The sequence below is a fragment of the Ruegeria sp. genome, assembly GCF_965199275.1.
GTDB lineage: Bacteria > Pseudomonadota > Alphaproteobacteria > Rhodobacterales > Rhodobacteraceae > Ruegeria.
In genome coordinates, this window is sequence record NZ_CBDAQX010000015.1 from 179,383 (window position 1) to 194,353 (window position 14,971).

The window sequence follows — 14,971 nt, forward strand, 5'->3', positions numbered from 1 at the left end:
CGCCAGCGATTGTTTCGGAGTGTTGAGGGAGCTCAGGCTTTGGTCTGGCCAGTTTTTCGGGTGCGCCCGGGGGGTATCTTGAAAGGGGCTTCGTTCCAGGTCAGGCCGACGCAGGTGAGGATGCGTCTGGCATCGACCGTGGCATGGCTTGGCATGCCGTAGCGGTCAGGGGTGCCTTTGTGGCGCAGGATCGAGAGCTGCAATGCGTTCAACTCGTTGCGGATACGAGCCGGGCTCATCGGGTGTCCGAGCAGGTCCAGATGCTTGCGCAGGTGCTGCAGGCAGCAGAAGGCCATGTAGCAGATGGCGATATGGGCCCGGACCCGACGCGGCGACCAGTGATAGATGGGCCGGATTTTCAGATCGTGCTTGTTGGTGCGGAAGCAGGCTTCGATCTCCCACAACTGGTGATAGCGGGCAATGACGTCCTGTGCCTCCAGTTCGTCCGCACCATGAACAACAATGGCATGCAGCCCGTCCCATTGTGCCGCTGCCTTGATCTTTGCATCATCCAGCGTGACGTCCCCGCTGTCGGGGAAGGCCAGGAAGCGGCCATATCCCCGGCTGCTGAAGCTGCCGGGTTTGCGAGAGCGCTTGAGCTTCTTGTGCAGCTTTTCGATTGCCTTGTCGCGCTTGTGGGCATCATTGCGTGCCCGGGTGGGTGACCAGGTCACAATGACCCGCGCTCCCTCCTGGTCGATCACCTTGTACCAGCCCTTCTCGGTTGCCTCTTCAGAACCGTGTCCAGCCCAAGGCTGGCGTCCCTCCGGGCTCAAAATGTTCGCCTTCACGGCGGCCGGGGCGGACTTCATGCGATAGCCGAGGATGTAGGGCAGACCCTTGTTCTGCAACATCTGCTGGTTGTCCTTGCTGAGCATGGCGGCATCGGCCACGAACGTGACCCTGGCCACGTCGAAGCGTCCCTCCAACGCCTTCAGCGCAGCTTCCAGCGTATGACCTTCCCAGGTGTTTCCCGGGAAGAGTTCATAGCCCACAGGCAGCCCATCGGAGGTGACGATCAGCGCCAGCATGACCTGAGCGCGGTGATGCTTGCCATCCTTGCTGAAGCCCTTGGCCAGAAGATGATCCTGCTCGACCCCGTCCGCATCCTCGGCCGGGTCCTCGCGCTCGGTGTCAAAGGCCAGGGTCGTGCAATCGTAGAACAGCACGGTCACTGGCCCGCCCAGCAACTTCTCTGCCGCCGCGTGAGAGGTTTTGCAAATCCCGTCTATCACCGGCGTATTGATGTAATCCATGCTCCGATAGACCACGTCCAGATTGAGCGTGATGCCTGCCTGGTTCTCCAACGCCTCCACGGTCGCGCGCTTGCTCTCGGGCTGTGCGATCCGCGCCATAACCAGCTCTTTCACAATGCGATTGGCACTTTTACGCGCCGCCCCCAGAAGGGCCCCCCAACCCAGTTGGTCATACATCGTCCCCATGACATCCCGCAGACCCAGAGAGACCCGCGCCTCCTCACGGCACTCGGCAAGATCAACGCCAAGCTTGTCCGGCCGCGGAGCGCGGCGCACCAGCGCCTGCAGATCGGCATATTCCGTGGGCGTGAACAGTTCCATTTGCGGCGAGCGATCAATGCGTAATTGCTCCATCAAGCGGCCCGCCAGACGCTTGATATCCTCAATCTCGCTGTCGTTATGGGCCACACCCACATGGCGCAGGATCTTCTGGCGTACCTTGGAGCCGGTGCGGACGGATTCAACGATCTGGATCCGTGTGCGGTTGAGCTTTGCGTCATGTTTGGTGCGGATGAACATGGGCGAAGAGGTTAGCCATCTGAAGGCCCATGTCAATACTTTTTATAATAATGGGGCACTACAACGCGCCTCTGAGCAACCACACCTGAAAACAAACCAAAAACCCAGTCAGATCAACAAAAAGGTCGGAAGTCAGGAAACGGTGCAAACGTATTGAATCATGTTTGGTAAGCTCAAGGATTGCAGGCATGTTGTGACACATTATGATCGCTGCCCCACAGCCGTCTTCTCCGCAGTCAACCTTACTGCTAGTGTCATCCACTGGCTATGAAACCTGACCTTAAGAAACGGACTTTTTCGGCCGTACTATCCAGGAACTTTTCATTCAGCCAATGCACGATTTCATCCGCTACGCCCGCATCTTTCTAGGCTTGCCGTGTGATGGCTTGCAACACGACCGCGAAGTCGCTCGAAGTCACAGCTGCCTTGTCGCCTTTTCGAGGACATCTGCGGTACCGATAGCAATCACAATGTTAATGTTCAGCAGAAATTGACACGCTCACAACTTCAGAAACTCCTTTCAGAACTGCGTCGTTTTATCGCAGCCAAGGAAGCTTGCGGATCTGCACACCACTAGGGTCGCATTGCGCAAACTGCAGGCCATGACGCTTGTCACTGTGCGGTTAATTACTGGACGCTGACTTTAGAAAGTTGAGCAAAATCAGTGCTTGGTGTCGAGAACATTCTGAATTGTCCGGTGTAGGTAACATGCCAATTGTCCGCTTCAGTTGATTGCGCGGTGGCCCAATTCGGAGGGAGCCGTAGGCGACCGTAGATTTGGGCCACCGCGTTCGCGCCACGTCGAAGCGGGTCACGCGACTTTGTGTTTGCTATCCTCCTGTGTGATGGGTGATCCGTCAGGCTGGTAGCGGCCAATGCATCTCGGGCCGTGGAAGATGACCAGTTGACCATCGGGGTATTCGTGGACCCTGACCTTCGCCTTGACGAAATGATGACGGTGCCTGTCTGCCGCGATCTGCATGACCAGGCCCTTGTAGCGCACCGTATTGTCGTTGCCGACGACGCGGTCTTCCTGCACACACAGGGTGTCGCGCACATTGCCTGTAAACGGCACGAAGGCCGAGGTCGTATCCTCCGGCTCCTTTGCAAACAGGGCATTGTGTTCGGGAAGATAGACCTCTTTCAGGAACTGATTGGCCTCTTCAATGGTTGTGATCCCATGGGACCGCAGTTCCTGCGGCAATCGGTTCTGGAACGTGCCAAACATGCGTTCAGACCGTCCACGGGCCTGCGGTGAATAGGCCGGGATCAGCTCAATGCCGAGTTGCTGCAAGGCGCGCCCGACCTGGGTCAGATTGTCCTTGTCCACTTTGCCGCCCGCTTCGGGCGTATGCCAGTAATGAGAGCCCCGATCGGCATAGAGCGAGCAAAACAGACCTTGCGCCTCGATCACCTCTGTCAGCCCCTGAAAACTGCTCATCGTCCCTTCTTCCTCGACAAAGAATGCCGAATAAACCCGGTTGGTGGCATCGTCCATGGTGACGATCAGATCCCACCACTGACCCGGAACCCATTCATGGCTGGAGCCGTCCTGATGCAACATCATGCCAACCATCGGACGGCGGGGCCGCTTGCGCCGATGGGCACCTCGTCGGGGTGCTGCCTGAACCCGGCCGTGGCGCTGCAGTGTAAGCCGCACCCAGTTGTAGCTCTGTGTGAAACCATGGTGGGCCACCAGCTTCTCGTGGAAATGCTTCGGCGTGTAATCCCAGTACTTGGTATCAAACAGTTCAAGCATCTCCATGACCTTATCCGTGGCAACACGATTGTTGGCCAGTTTGCCAAGCCGACGGTCGTACAGACCTTCTGCACCATCCGCCTCAAATCGATCCTCCCAACGCCTGACGGTGCGCACGGATACACCCAGTATCTCAGCCGCCTGTTCTTGCGTCAGCTTGTTCGCGCTTCGCCGCGAATACACATCTTCAAACTTCATCAGTCGAACTTCCTGTAACACTTCTGCTCGGTTCATAACGCCTCCTCTCAGAGACAGAATAGAACCGGACAGATCGCATGTTACATACACCGGACATATCGCGTGTTAGCGACAACAAAATCAGTGCTTGGTTGTGCCTTTAATTTCTGGACTGTATCATTAATTACCGGACTGTGCCCTTAATTCCTGGACGGTGTGTCCTGTGGATAAGTCGCGTGGGGATGATCTTGTCTAATGAATTAGAGAACCCAGAAGAAAGTGCGCTCGCGGTTGAACGGGCCAACGTGTTGCGTCCAATTTTGGAACTTGAGGAGGCAGGGCAGGATATAGGACCGGCGCTATTGGAAGCGGCCAACATGATGGGCGTTTCTAGATGCACTGCATGGGACCTTTACCGTCGTCTTAAGATCAACGATGGGCGGGCGAGCTCTTTACTCCCCAAACGACGTGGTCCGAAGCATGGCTCACGCCGCTTGGAACCGGATGTAGAAAGCATAATCGAGCATGTACTACGTCAACACTACCTCGTTCCAGAACCGCCAAGTTTTCTGAGGATCGTCAACGAGATCCGGGCAGAGTGCGCGGCGAGAGGATATCGGCCTCCCACTCGGCGTACGATCAAGTCGCGTGTCGACGCTATGGATCAACGCGAGGTGATGCGGAAACGAAAAGGCGCAAAGACGGCGAGGCAGGCTTTCGATCCGAGGGTAGGGGGTTTGGACGTGGAGCGCCCCTTGGAAGTCGTCCAAATCGATCACACTCTGGCTGACATTATTCTAGTCGATCAATTCGAACGTAAGCCTTTGGGGCGACCTTGGTTGACTCTCGCAATCGATGTCGCGACCCGCGTTGTTCTGGGCGTACATGTGAGCTTCGATACTCCGTCCGTCTTGTCCATCGGTTTGTGTCTGCACCATTGCGTGCGAACGAAGTCGATCCGTGCGCCAGAGATACTGGATAAGTTGTATTGGCCTGCCGCTGGGATTCCGCAAGCCGTTCATATTGACAACGGGCGGGATTTCCGCAGCGACGCCTTCCAGTCGGCCTGTGCGGATTGGGGAATCTCAATCGAGTACAGGCCACCAGGTCGCGCGCATTATGGCGGCCATATCGAACGTTTGATAGGGACAACCATGGGCGCAATTCATGTACTCCCGGGAACAACGCAATCATCCTCCAAGAACAGGAGGGATTACGACAGCTCGGACAATGCGGCAATGACAATGGAGGAGTTCGAGGATTGGCTGCACTTAGAGATATGTCGCTATCACAACACCCGCCACGGCGGATTAGGGCGAGCACCGCTGGCGGCCTGGGCAGACCTCGGTGGTGCGGGCGTAGGCAGAAAGGTTGTCGATACCGAGGCGTTTCGCATCAGCTTCCTTCCTTTCGAACGTCGGCGTCTCGCTCGAACTGGGATCAAGCTGTTTTCTGTCGGCTATTGGAGCGACGCATTTGGTCCAATGATCGGTCGTGGAGTCGGGAAGGTTACTGTCAAGTACGACCCTCGCGATATGTCCCAGATTTGGGCTGTAAATGACGAAGGACGGACCATAGTAGCGCGCTACAAGAACCTGTCGCGGCCACGGATTTCGCTTTGGGAGTCGCGGCGTGCGCGCGCGATATTTCACGAGCGCCAAGGCGGGACGATCCCGGAGTCGATGCTATTTCAGATTATTGAAGAACAAAGGCGCATCGCGCACGCGGCCAAGCAGAAAACCCTGGCGGTGCGGCTGGAGGGTGAACGTCAAGCGCGACTTCCTAACGACAAAACCAAACGCGATCCATCCCGCGAGATGTTCGCGATCGATACCAGTAATCCGGATCTTCCTACTTACCCGATAGATGATATTTATGGAAACAAACGAAAGACTTGATTTAGTCCGTAGTGACCGGTGGATCGCATTCGACCGTGCAAATATTGTTCTCAACAGGCTGACTTCTCTCATGGAGATGCCAAAACAGTCCCGGATGCCGGGCCTTATGGTTTACGGCAGTTCAGGGATAGGAAAGACCATGATCGCTAAGCGTATGGAAAGTCTGTACCCAACCCAATACGAAGCAGATATTGGTGTTACCCGAACACCGATCCTATTACTGCAGGCACCACCAGCACCTGATGAGAGGCGCTTTTATCAGCACATTCTGGCATCGATCGGCGCGCCCATGTGGGGCCGGCATACCGTATCCGAACTGGAGGTTCGTGCCCTCAGCCATTTGCGCGACATGGACCTGAAGATGATCATGATCGACGAAGTCCATAACTTGCTGGCGGGCAGCTATCGTGAGCAACGGCGTTTCCTGAACATGCTGCGGTTCCTCGCCAATGATCTCTGTGCATCTCTCGTCGTCTTTGGTGTGAATGAAGCGGTCGACGCCATTCGCGGCGACGAACAACTGGCCCGGCGACTGGACGAGCATTTCTTGCCTCTCTGGGAGGACGATATCGAGTTCTCTCGTCTCATCCAGACGCTGATCGCCGCGATGCAATTGGAGCGCGGATCCAGCCTCAGTGTGTATTCGCTTCGGACCATTCTGGGTGTGACTGGCGGTGTTACTTCGCGGGTATTCACGATGGTCAAGGCGCTTGCGATAGACGCTGTCGAGACAGGCGAGGAGCGTATCACGGATGAGGCTGTTCAAGCCTGGCAACCAATCTGGGCTAAGCACAGCTGGAACATCCGAAGACAGCCGGTTCCAGCGTTTTAGTGCCTCCTTCTCCGTTGCCGAGGCGTCCACCACCGCTACAAGACGAGTTGTTATCTAGTTGGGTCAGCCGACTTGCTGCTGCCAACTATTGCTCTGTTCCTGAATTGCTTGGCTATATCGGATTTTCGGGCGAACACTCGCCGGAGACCAGTCACGATCTGCGAGGCGCAAATATCAAACGGTTTGGTGCTCTGGCTCGTTTGCCGTCGAGTGACGTGCAGGCCATGTCGCTCGTCCGCCGCGCGGAATTTCCAGTCGAGTGTGTATCCTGTTCAGACTTTCAACATTGTCCGACTTGCACGCAAAAAGTGCCTGGCATTTCTCTGCGTCATTGGCGCTACGCATGGTCTATGGTCTGTAATTCCTGCGGTACAGGACTATTACCTCTCGGCACGGCGCCAGATGAAGAGTTTCAAGTTACGTCACGGTTGGAAGCCCGAGCTTCAAAGGGCGCTGCGTGGTTGGAGCAACTGTATTGGCGCGGAAGTCAGCGTGTTGGTCGGCAAATGGACTTGGCGCTACAGGTGGTACGGGTTCTTGCGCCAGAGCTTCGTCACGCGGAGCTCTGCTCCAAATCCCGCCATGACCGATATACTATGCTCGTTGCCGTTCACCTATTGATGACGCGACCATTGGTGGCCGTATCTATTGCGATGCATCGTGATCCCACCGCACGAGATAGGCTGCGCATGGCATTCCCTGTCCAGCGTAGTTTTCTGGATCAACTGGTTCACCTTTCTGTCAGCCTGCCGAGCCCGCCGAAAGATGATCGTAGAATTCAGAAGGCCTGGTTCCCTACACAAAAATCCAACAACACACCTGACCCCGATTTTCTGACAGCGGCGAAAAAAGCTATCGAACAACTCGGTGTGAATGCGGACCGTGCGGAGTTGCTCCGATGTGCGGATCGCACCCTCGAGAAAAGCCGCGGCTAGCCTGTGGATATCCGAGAATAAAGGGCACAAAACCGGGCTAAATGTCCGGCAATGTGTCTGCGTCCAGTAATTAAGGGCACAATGACAACGGAAGAGTTGACGCCGAACCCGCGGGTCATGCCGCCAGTTCTGCAAATTGACGAAACGGGCAGATTCCGGGCGTGATTTGGCCTTTGCGGATCATGTGCGCAACTTCGATTCCATCCAGTGTAGCCGCCGCTGAAGCAAAGGCCTTGAACCCTAGCATCGGTCGAGTGCGTCTCTTGATGAAGCGATGGTCCTGTTCCACGATGTTATTCAAATACTTCCGCCTGACCATCTCGATGGGGATCGGGCATCCAAAGCCCTTCAGCATCTTGTTAATGGCTTTGACGCCAGCCGTGTTAGCTCCGCTTTTGTCAATGACAATCTTTCTCGGAAGGCCGTTGACCTCAAGCATCCGGGCAAAGAACTTTGTAGCTGCAGCTTTGTTCCGGCGTTTGGATAGCATGAAGTCCAGGGTCTTGCCGTATTTATCGATGGACCGGTAGAGATAAACCCATTCTCCCTTCACTTTTGCATAGCCCTCATCCATGCGCCATTAACGGTCCGCGAAACGCTTTCTACAGCGCGCGACATCAGCAAAAAGACCGGCATGTTGGCTTACCCAGCGGTTTAAAGTTGCGTGACCCAGGTCAACACCGTGTTCTGCTATGATTTCTTCCAGATCCCGGTATGAAACACCGTAGCGCGGGTAGAAGAAAACGCGTGCAAAATCAAGTCTTTCGAAAAATGCACGCCCTTAAATGAGATCGCCACGGTCTGCTCTCTTCTTATCTGAGCATGCGCTACCAAAACGACACTCAGTCTGATAGGTGGGAATAAATTGCGACAGAACTTAGAATTGGTAAACATGATCCGCGAAGGACAATTCACGCCCAGACTACGTCCGGTTCAGCAGTTCGTCCAACTGGCAGGCTAAACTGCCCACTGATCCCAATGATGCTCTGCCATCTAAAAAGTTTGCGACACATCCTAATTGACTGATTCATACCAATACCCGAAGTTCAAGATCGTCAACCGGACCGATCGGGAGGGAAAATGCGACTGTCTGATTATGACATCAGCAGCTTGAAGCCAGAAATTCCTGCCGAAACGCGGCGGAATTGGCAAAGTATCGTCGACCTCATCGCAAATCTGGCCGATGTACCTGCCAGTCTTGTAATGATAACCAATGCGCCAGAGCATTCCGTATATCTGCGCAATTCATCCGATACACACCCGTATAAAGAGGGTCTTACATTTACCCTTAACGAAAAGCTCTATTGCGATTCAGTTATCCGAAATGGAGAGCTTGTTGTCGAAGACGCCTGCGCTGACCCGCGTTGGGCTGACAATGACGATCTGGAACATGGGATGAGCTTTTACATTGGATATCCGCTGCGTTGGCCTGATCAGTCGATTTTCGGAACGATCTGTGTGCTGGACCGTCGCAAGAATCCGCGTGCGCTGAAGTTTCGCCGTGGTCTGGAGGAATTTGCCCGCGTTATTGAGGCGGACCTGTCTCTTCTTGTCGAGATCGAACGGCGCAAACAACTTGAGAGGGCGCTGAAAGACACGCTCGAAAATACAGAACGGCGGGTGTTGAATCGCACCCGCGACCTAGAGGAATCCAACGCTGCTTTGAAGGTCCTGTTGCGCCGGGTAGAACGGTCGCGCGATGAATATGACGCGCATTTTGTTGCCCAGATCAAGGGTATGGTGCTACCCGCTTTGACGAAACTACGCACACGCGTAGAAGATGACCCGACGGCCACAAGCTATGTGCAAATGGTCGAAACCAACCTGAGCCAAATTACCACAGACATGTCCGGGCATTTGCTGACAGTGTTCGAGCAACTTACTCCTTCAGAGCAGGATGTTGCGCAGCTTATAATTCAGGGGCACTCAACCAAGGATATTGCGCGTGTGTTGTCGCGCGGGTACAGCACGATTGAATTTCATCGCAACAACATCCGAGACAAGTTGGGGTTGCGGAAATCGGGCAAAAACCTTCGCACCGAACTAATGGCGCTGCGCTAGTCACCATGGGAAAATCCCCCATGTTTTACCCATGGTATTCCAATGCCTAGGAATTCCATTTCGATGCTAGCCTTTTTGCGAACACCAAAAATGGTGTCGGCAAGGGAGGAATCCATGGACAGAAAAGAAGACCTGAACCTGCAACCTACTCTTAGGAACGGAAACACCGACGATCTGGCCCCCGGTCTGTCGCGTCGTTCTTTCTTTTTGGCGGCCGGCGCCGCCGGTGTTGGTGGCGCGGCAAGCCTGATGAGCACAACATCGGCCAAGGCGCAGTCGACGGACTGGACGCAGCCGGGCAACAACAACCACGTAATTGACCTACAAGCGACCACCGGTCATGCAGTGGATGGCGCCGTTGGCGTTGATTTCTACGGGCATTGCGCCATTAAGATCACCTCACCCGGCGGCGCGACCGTGCTGTTCGATCCATGGCGCGACGATCCTTCGGGGGCTTGGGGCCTGTGGTTCAAGGACGAATTCCCGGAAACTCCGGTAGACATCTGCATGTCCACCCACACGCATTTTGACCACGACGCCATTCATCGGCCTGTCTCGACAATGGTCCTCGACCGGATGGTTGGCAATTTCGAGTTTGCGGATCTGAAGATCACAGGATTTGCAGACAAGCATGTGTGCCGTGCTCCTGGTTGGTACGACTGGACAAATGCATTAGGCGAATTCGGCGTAAATGCCTGCCCGCCGGATAATGTCAGTCACATGGACATGGTCGTTTATCTTGTCGAGACCGGTGGAATACGCACCCTGATTTGGGGCGACAACCGGCACAATCCGCCACAGGAATTCTGGGACGCGATCGGCCGTGTGGACGTGCTAACTTTGCCTGTTGACGGGTCGCAGCATATTCTCGATTACCAGCAGAGTAACGACATCGTCGAACGCCTTAACCCCAACATCGTCATCCCAACGCATTATCTGAGTGAGACCACGTCCTATACGCTTACAACGCTCCAGGACGCGGATGAATGGGTCAAGGGTCAGAAGAGCTACAAGATGCTAGACAGTGCGTCGCTGAAACTCGAAGCCGGTGAAGTAAAGGGAATGTCCAAGGAGTTTCTTTACTTCGGAAACCATGCCCATACCAGTTAAGAAAACCAATAGTCTGAAACGTTCTGTTGCCGATAGCGACTGCGGTTCTGGCCGAAACGACCCCGACGTGACGCACCGGCACGACGGGGTCGGTCGAACCGTCGTGCAGCGCTCAACTACGTCTATCTTAAATTCGATTTCCGTGGATCGCCAAAAGCCGCTTGGCATTCGCGATCAGATCCACGCAGGCATCGCCGACCTGATCGCGAATGGTTTTTTGCGCAAAAGTGCTAAACTGCCATCTTGCCGGGCGCTGGCCCGTGACCTTAACGTATCCATCAATTCCGTACTGGGCGCGTATTCGAAGCTCATGGATGACGGGGCGATCTTGTCCAGGCAGAGGTCGGGGTATTTCGTCGCCCTCGATGTCAACCGTATGGAGCCGCCGCGCTCGGCAAAGGACGACATCAATTCGCCCAACATCGTAGAACGTATCACACGCCGTCGCCTGCCATCGACTGCGGGATGTATCTCGCGACCCTTGGACTGGCCAAACTACACCTATCCGTTTGTATGCAATCAGATCGCGTCCAATAAATTTCCACTGTCCGAATGGAGGGAATGCACAAGACTGGCAATGAATTCCCGCGATCTGAGCCGTTGGACGAGTGACAACGAATATCTGGATTCCGAGGCGTTTCTGGAACAGATTTGCACCAGGCTGCTGCCCATGAGAGGCATCTCGGCCCAACCCGAGAATGTGCTTGTCACGATGGGGGCGCAACAAGCGATCTTTGTTATTGCCACGCTGCTGCGGGGTTTTGGCCGTATCGTGGCCATGGAAGATCCGGGCTATACCGACGCCCGCAACATCTTTGAACAAACATTTGACGAAGTCCGATATATTCCTGTCGACAAAGAAGGACTGGTTGTTGATAGACAGCTTGCCGGGTGTGATCTGGTCTTTGTGACGCCGAATCGACAACTACCAACGGTCTTGTCGATGTCCGCACGTCGCAGGGCAGAGCTTCTCGAAGTGGCTGATCGTGAGGATTTTTTGATCATCGAAGATGACTACGAAGGTGATATGGATTTTAACCCCAAGAGCCTTCCACCTCTCTACAGCGGACACGCCCGGGGGCGTGTCATCTATACCAGCAGCCTTTCCAAAAGCCTCGCACCGGGATTGCGGTTAGGCTATCTCGTGGCTCAAGAGGAGTTGGTGCGTGAAGCACGCGCGATGCGCGGTATGATGATTCGGCACGCACCCCTTATCCTCCAGCACACTGCTTCACTCTTCCTAAGCTTTGGATATCACGAACGCCTGAGATCGCGGCTGCACGAAACTTTCGGCCAAAGATGGTCGGTGGCGTCGGAATTGATCAATGATCTGTTCCCGGATTTCGAAGTGCAGCAGGAATTCGGCAGCACCAATTTCTTTTTTCGCAGCCGTGCAGGAAGGAAAGCGGCGCGTATCGCGGAAATTGCGCGCGATAAAGGTGTGGTCATTGAGCCATCTGACCCTTGTTTTTCCATCGCACCCTACGGCGATACAACGTTCCGATTGGGGCTTGCGGCAGTGAACACCAACCTGATCGAACCTGGTCTGAGAGAGCTGCGGCAAGCAATTGACACCGAAACTTTGAGCGTGCGCGAGACTTGACATGTCCCGACACAACAGATGTCGACAAATCATCTCGTTGCCGTGTCCGATATCAATTTGGGTCAGGTCGCGAAGCATTAACCGAGGCGATCTCGCAATCTCGGAGCCTTATGTATTCGACGAAGAATCGGCGACAGTTGCCGCAGTCAAGTCTAAAGCTTGAAATGATGTATTTCGGCTCTGCCGCTAGCTAAGAATTAGAACCGTGCTTCGAGAAGAAAAGGCAGTGATGCTATCGGTAGAGACGCTAAAAGTGCAACTGAGCCTAATGTAACTGATGCCCGAAAGCAAAAATATATAACAAAATTCAATAAGTTACCGTCAACTGAATCTGTACCCAAGTTTTTTTCATCTGTACCTTTCGCTTCGCAATTGCTGCTTGTTCTATCTACCCCATCAACAACCGCTGTGCAGTCCAGCTTGGTGGATTTGGGGCCGAATAGACTGTAGAAAAGCGTGCAATTTTGACCCCCTAAGCGGGGAAATCGGCGTCCAAATTTGACCCCTCCCTATGGTTGTAGACATCCTTTTCATTGAGCAGTCGATGGAGAGGCAAGCGGGATGATTTGCGTGGAAACTATTAGAAAAGTGCGTCGCTTACACCTGATCGAAAAAAAGAGCATCAAGGAAATTTGCCGTTCGCTCAATTTGAGCCGTGCAACGGTTCGAAAGATAATCCGATCGGGAGTGACGGAGTTCAAATATGAGCGCAAATCGCAGCCATACCCGGTGCTCGGGCCTTGGCGCGCGCGTCTGGATGAAACGCTTGAGGAGAACGAGGCGCTTCCGAAGAAACACCGCAAGCGGATGACCAAAATCTGGAAGGAACTCTCCGATGATGGTTTTGGCGGCGGGTATGACAGTGTTCGACGCTACACAAAGAATTGGCGCATTGCGCACGGCCGACAACAGGCGCAGGCGTTCATCCCGCTGATCTTTGATCCTGGGGAGGCGTACCAGTTCGACTGGAGTGTGGAGACGGTTTTGATGGACGGTGCACTCACGACCGTGAAGGTTGCCCATTTCAAACTTTGCCATAGCCGCATGCCATTCTCCATTGCCTATCCGCGCGAGACGCAGGAGATGGTCTTTGATGCCCACGACGAGGCCTTCAAATTCTTTGGTGGAGGCTGCATCAACGGGATCTACGATAACATGACGACCGCCGTCGATGCGATCCTGTCGGGCAAGGAAAGAAAGTTCAACAAGGCATTCTCCCGGATGTGTTCTCATCATCTGGTGAACCCGATCGCCTGTACGCGCGCGGCCGGTTGGGAGAAGGGTCAGGTTGAGAATCTGGTCAAGGAGAGCCGCGCCTATAGTTTTACACCGCGTCTGGAGGTGGCCGACTTCGATGAATTGAATGCCCGGCTGCAAAAAGACGCGATCAAACGCGCAAAAGAACTGCGGCATCCGGAAAACCTGGAGGTGACGGTCTGGGAGGAGTTCCAGCAGGAAAAGCCGCTGCTGACGCATCTGCAGAAGCCCTTCGTCGGGTTCCGTGAAAAGACGGTCGCCGTGAGCCGAACCTGCCTGATCAACTTCGAAAGAAACAAATACAGCGTTGAGGCAAGAGCTGTTGGACGTCAGGTCCAGTTGCAGGTCTACGCCACGCGGATTGTCCTGCGCCAAGACGGTGAGATTGTCGGAGAGCACGAACGGTGCTTCGGCCGAGGAAAAACGATCTTCAACCCTTGGCACTATGTGCCCGTCCTCAAGCGCAAGCCTGGCGCTCTGCGCAATGGAGCACCGTTCCGTGACTGGGACCTACCACCGGCAATGACGCAGATCTGGACCCATCTGCGGGGCACATCCGACGGAGACCGGCAACTTGCCGATATTCTTTTCGCTGCTTACCAGCACGACATTGATGTGGTCGAGGCTGCCTGCGAAGAAGCTCTAAAATCTGGCCTGCGCAAGGCCGATGCGATCCTGAACATTGTCTCTCGGCGCACCAATCCCCCGCCGCCAAAGGCGATTGAGCCGCCTGCCCACCTGCAGCTGAAAATGGCACCGATCGCGGATTGCGCTCGCTATGACAGGCTTGGAGGCTCCCATGCAACTGCGTAAGGAAATTCTCGAACTTGCCCGTCAACTGAAGTTGCCAGGCATCGTCAACTGCTTTGACGAAGTGATGCAGGCCGCAGCCAAAAACAACTGGCGGCCCCAACAGGTCGTGGCCGAACTCCTCACGGCCGAACTGGCCGAAAAGACTGCGCGCTCGATCCGGTATCAGATGGGTGCCGCAAAGTTCCCGGTCTGCAAGTCCTTACCTGAGTTCGACTTCACGGTCAGCCCCGTCAACGAGGAAGTCGTGCGCAATCTTCATGACGGCGATTTTATGGACCAGGCCAGGAATGGCGTGCTGGTCGGTGGAACCGGATCGGGCAAAACGCATCTCGCAACAGCGATCGGGGGCCACGCGGTCAATAACCGCCGGCGGGTCAGGTTCTTCAGCGCTGTGGATCTCGCGAACAAGCTGGAGGCTGAACATCGCGAAGGCAACGCCGGGCGGCTCAGCGAGCAGCTGATCCGCGTCGACCTCGTGATTATAGACGAACTCGGTTATCTGCCGTTCGCAGAGTCTGGTGGACGATTACTCTTCCATCTCATCAGCAAACTGTACGAGCGAACGTCTATTCTGCTAACAACCAACCTCGCATTTGCTGAATGGCCGAGTGTGTTCACAGATGCCAAAATGACCACTGCTCTCCTGACTTCCGACATTTTTTCGTATAAGTCATTGATATTATTATGCCTTGGTTGCCAAAAGGCACTACACGGACTTTTTTCGCCAGCGATTGTTTCGGAGTGTTGAGGG

General features: G+C 54.8%; 11 protein-coding genes and 3 pseudogenes. 11 read left to right on the plus strand and 3 right to left on the minus strand.

Annotated features, from left to right (window positions below; genetic code table 11):
• Positions 1-32: 32 nt before the first annotated feature.
• Positions 33-1,775, minus strand: a complete 1,743-nt coding sequence (locus ACOERD_RS12110; protein ID WP_419737624.1) for an IS1634 family transposase — start codon at positions 1,773-1,775, stop codon at positions 33-35.
• Here ACOERD_RS12110 and ACOERD_RS12115 point away from each other — a divergent pair.
• Positions 1,768-1,932 (plus strand): hypothetical protein, encoded by a 165-nt coding sequence (locus ACOERD_RS12115; RefSeq protein ID WP_419739182.1) that lies wholly within the window; start codon positions 1,768-1,770, stop codon positions 1,930-1,932. The two genes, ACOERD_RS12110 and ACOERD_RS12115, sit on opposite strands and share 8 nt — an antisense overlap.
• Positions 1,933-2,586: 654 nt before the next feature.
• Here the strand turns inward: ACOERD_RS12115 and ACOERD_RS12120 are convergent.
• Complete coding sequence (locus ACOERD_RS12120; RefSeq protein ID WP_419737631.1) at positions 2,587-3,768, minus strand: ISNCY family transposase; 1,182 nt, start codon at positions 3,766-3,768, stop codon at positions 2,587-2,589.
• 185 nt (positions 3,769-3,953) lie between these two features.
• On the opposite strand from ACOERD_RS12120, the gene ACOERD_RS12125 reads away from it, so the two are divergent.
• The 4 genes and pseudogenes from ACOERD_RS12125 (at position 3,954) to ACOERD_RS12140 (ending at position 7,376) form a co-directional block, all read left to right on the plus strand.
• A complete protein-coding gene (locus tag ACOERD_RS12125) occupies positions 3,954-5,609 on the plus strand; it encodes a transposase (RefSeq protein ID WP_419739411.1) in 1,656 nt (551 codons plus the stop codon).
• Positions 5,587-6,441 (plus strand): TniB family NTP-binding protein, encoded by an 855-nt coding sequence (locus ACOERD_RS12130; RefSeq protein ID WP_419739183.1) that lies wholly within the window; start codon positions 5,587-5,589, stop codon positions 6,439-6,441. The genes ACOERD_RS12125 and ACOERD_RS12130 overlap by 23 nt, the downstream gene beginning before the upstream one ends.
• A pseudogene (locus ACOERD_RS12135) lies at positions 6,441-6,791 on the plus strand (TniQ family protein); the annotation flags it as partial. The gene ACOERD_RS12130 and the pseudogene ACOERD_RS12135, both read left to right, overlap by 1 nt.
• Positions 6,792-7,130: 339 nt before the next feature.
• Positions 7,131-7,376, plus strand: coding sequence for a hypothetical protein (locus ACOERD_RS12140; RefSeq protein ID WP_419739422.1), 246 nt, complete (start codon positions 7,131-7,133; stop codon positions 7,374-7,376).
• 115 nt (positions 7,377-7,491) lie between these two features.
• Here ACOERD_RS12140 and ACOERD_RS12145 read toward each other — a convergent pair.
• Positions 7,492-8,174, minus strand: a pseudogene (locus tag ACOERD_RS12145) (IS6 family transposase).
• 79 nt (positions 8,175-8,253) lie between these two features.
• Here ACOERD_RS12145 and ACOERD_RS12150 point away from each other — a divergent pair.
• From ACOERD_RS12150 to istB, 6 genes and pseudogenes are all read left to right on the plus strand, one after another.
• Positions 8,254-8,337, plus strand: a pseudogene (locus ACOERD_RS12150) (IS6 family transposase); the annotation flags it as partial.
• Between the two features lie 119 nt (positions 8,338-8,456).
• Positions 8,457-9,437, plus strand: coding sequence for a LuxR C-terminal-related transcriptional regulator (locus tag ACOERD_RS12155; protein ID WP_419739184.1), 981 nt, complete (start codon positions 8,457-8,459; stop codon positions 9,435-9,437).
• A 114-nt stretch (positions 9,438-9,551) separates the two neighbouring features.
• Complete coding sequence (locus tag ACOERD_RS12160) at positions 9,552-10,547, plus strand: MBL fold metallo-hydrolase (RefSeq protein ID WP_419739185.1); 996 nt, start codon at positions 9,552-9,554, stop codon at positions 10,545-10,547.
• The gene (locus tag ACOERD_RS12165; protein WP_419739186.1) at positions 10,531-12,150 is read left to right on the plus strand and encodes a PLP-dependent aminotransferase family protein; all 1,620 of its coding nucleotides are present in this window, start codon (positions 10,531-10,533) and stop codon (positions 12,148-12,150) included. Before ACOERD_RS12160 ends, ACOERD_RS12165 begins: the two co-directional genes overlap by 17 nt.
• Positions 12,151-12,711: 561 nt before the next feature.
• Positions 12,712-14,220, plus strand: a complete 1,509-nt coding sequence (gene istA / locus ACOERD_RS12170; protein ID WP_419737605.1) for an IS21 family transposase — start codon at positions 12,712-12,714, stop codon at positions 14,218-14,220.
• Positions 14,207-14,968 (plus strand): IS21-like element helper ATPase IstB, encoded by a 762-nt coding sequence (gene istB, locus ACOERD_RS12175; protein ID WP_419739187.1) that lies wholly within the window; start codon positions 14,207-14,209, stop codon positions 14,966-14,968. The genes istA and istB overlap by 14 nt, the downstream gene beginning before the upstream one ends.
• Positions 14,969-14,971 lie beyond the last annotated feature (3 nt).

Coding starts and splice junctions, on each gene's coding strand:
- ACOERD_RS12115 (WP_419739182.1), top strand. CDS start 1,768: ATGAACATGGGCGAAGAGGTTAGCCATCTGAAGGCCCATGTCAATACT.
- ACOERD_RS12110 (WP_419737624.1), bottom strand. CDS start 1,775: ATGTTCATCCGCACCAAACATGACGCAAAGCTCAACCGCACACGGATC.
- ACOERD_RS12120 (WP_419737631.1), bottom strand. CDS start 3,768: ATGAACCGAGCAGAAGTGTTACAGGAAGTTCGACTGATGAAGTTTGAA.
- ACOERD_RS12125 (WP_419739411.1), top strand. CDS start 3,954: ATGATCTTGTCTAATGAATTAGAGAACCCAGAAGAAAGTGCGCTCGCG.
- ACOERD_RS12130 (WP_419739183.1), top strand. CDS start 5,587: ATGGAAACAAACGAAAGACTTGATTTAGTCCGTAGTGACCGGTGGATC.
- ACOERD_RS12140 (WP_419739422.1), top strand. CDS start 7,131: ATGGCATTCCCTGTCCAGCGTAGTTTTCTGGATCAACTGGTTCACCTT.
- ACOERD_RS12155 (WP_419739184.1), top strand. CDS start 8,457: ATGCGACTGTCTGATTATGACATCAGCAGCTTGAAGCCAGAAATTCCT.
- ACOERD_RS12160 (WP_419739185.1), top strand. CDS start 9,552: ATGGACAGAAAAGAAGACCTGAACCTGCAACCTACTCTTAGGAACGGA.
- ACOERD_RS12165 (WP_419739186.1), top strand. CDS start 10,531: ATGCCCATACCAGTTAAGAAAACCAATAGTCTGAAACGTTCTGTTGCC.
- istA (WP_419737605.1), top strand. CDS start 12,712: ATGATTTGCGTGGAAACTATTAGAAAAGTGCGTCGCTTACACCTGATC.
- istB (WP_419739187.1), top strand. CDS start 14,207: ATGCAACTGCGTAAGGAAATTCTCGAACTTGCCCGTCAACTGAAGTTG.